Source organism: Segatella paludivivens DSM 17968 = JCM 13650, assembly GCF_000373185.1.
Lineage (GTDB): Bacteria > Bacteroidota > Bacteroidia > Bacteroidales > Bacteroidaceae > Prevotella > Prevotella paludivivens.
Genome location: NZ_KB890681.1, coordinates 1 through 1,560, shown reverse-complemented (window position 1 = coordinate 1,560; position 1,560 = coordinate 1). Strand labels below are relative to the sequence as shown.

Sequence of the window (1,560 nt, the reverse complement as noted above, 5' to 3'; positions counted from 1 at the left end):
ATACGATTGCTAAAAATTAATTTCTCTGAATTGTCAGTCTTTACAGTCACAACAGTCGCAGAATCTGTGAATTCAACTTTAACAAACTCCAATGTTGTATTCTTTAGATAAAATTTGGTTGGAGCTGTATAAACAACCACAGGATGGTTAAAAGTAATAACCTTCTCAGCCTTTGCACAGATTGCAGCCATGCAAAATACAGCAAGTAGAAATATCTTTGTTTTCATGATTTTCGTCGTTAATTGTTTCGTATTATTATTTATATAGATATTTACTCATCTCCGAAGATGTTGAGCTTCTCAATCTTTTGCTGATTCTTTCCTTTCATTAAATCAGTATATTTCTGCTCAAACAAATTTCTGAGACAAGGATTGGTAATCACTTTGCGATGAGCAGTCATAAAATCATTGAATATTTGTAATGTATCTTTGTCATTAGGATTTGTGCGATAAGTTGAAATGGCTTTGCTAAGTTTTGTTGTATCAAACATCCATAATTGCAAAAATAGCGATGGTTCTTGTGTGTGGAAAATCTGCTTGTCGGCTTCCATTACAGCATCAGCCATATCATTCCAGGATAGACTCAGTTCCCCTTTATTATTAGCATGAAGTCCAGTCATGATATTGTCATATCCATTGAAGAATAATACCCGACCTCCAAACCCACCCATGATAAGATATGCGGGGTCGTCTGCTCTAAGCTTGCGTAGTAAAGTATAATCACTAAACTTCTTATTAACAAAGTTTCCCTTGATAAAAGTGTTTTCCTTCACGCTGTCGTCGAGATAAATTATATCACTTAGTTTATTATGATCAATGAAATATCTCTGGAGTACATGAATTTCTTTTTTGGTAAGATTGAACCTCGCAGCCAGATATCCTAATGCTTCATCGCCAGTTTTAGCGGACTCGTGCGCAGAAAGACGCGTCACTGTTAGCATGTAAGACAGATTAGCCATTGGTGAAGTTTTAGAAAAAGATGCTCTTCCATTTTTATCGAAGTTTATCTCGGTGGTTTTACCTTGTTCCAAATAATAATTGGCATCGTTTAAAGCTCCTTCTGAAAAATTTGAAAAATGAGGATAGCTTACAGGGAAATGGTAGATATATGTGTCAACGTTATTGCTATCGCTTTTGAGGGAATCCATGGATATATTATAGATTTTAAAAGCCAAGATGTTGCTTATCTCTGTGTCAGTCCAAGATACTTCGTGAAAGTATTTGTTCTTATTCTCCTTTGACTCTTTCACAATAAGAGTTGCTATTCCTGGTTTGAAGAATTCGTCAATATTAGTAATGATTTCAGAACTGGTATCGTATGATGAGAGCTTCGGAAAGTTCATTTCGTAGCTGGCATCATGAATACCGAAATAATTCTTGCTGCCTTCATCGTTCATAAAATCAAAATACTTGGTTGTTGCAGGCATAGGATCAAAGAATAAACGATAAGTTAATCCAGCCCGCTTGAATCCATGAATATTATAATACTGTTTGCTTTCAGATACTAAAGCTATACGATTGCTAAAAATTAATTTCTCTGAATTGTCAGTCTTTACAGTCA

General features: G+C 35.0%; 2 protein-coding genes. Both read right to left on the bottom strand.

The genetic code is table 11. The annotated features are described in order from the left end of the window. A partial coding sequence (locus B045_RS14665; RefSeq protein WP_044067811.1) for a hypothetical protein occupies positions 1-227 on the bottom strand: 227 nt, incomplete at its 3' end. 44 nt (positions 228-271) lie between these two features. Next, positions 272-1,560, bottom strand: a 1,289-nt coding sequence (locus B045_RS15450; RefSeq protein WP_044067810.1) for a hypothetical protein, incomplete at its 5' end; no start/stop codon positions are given.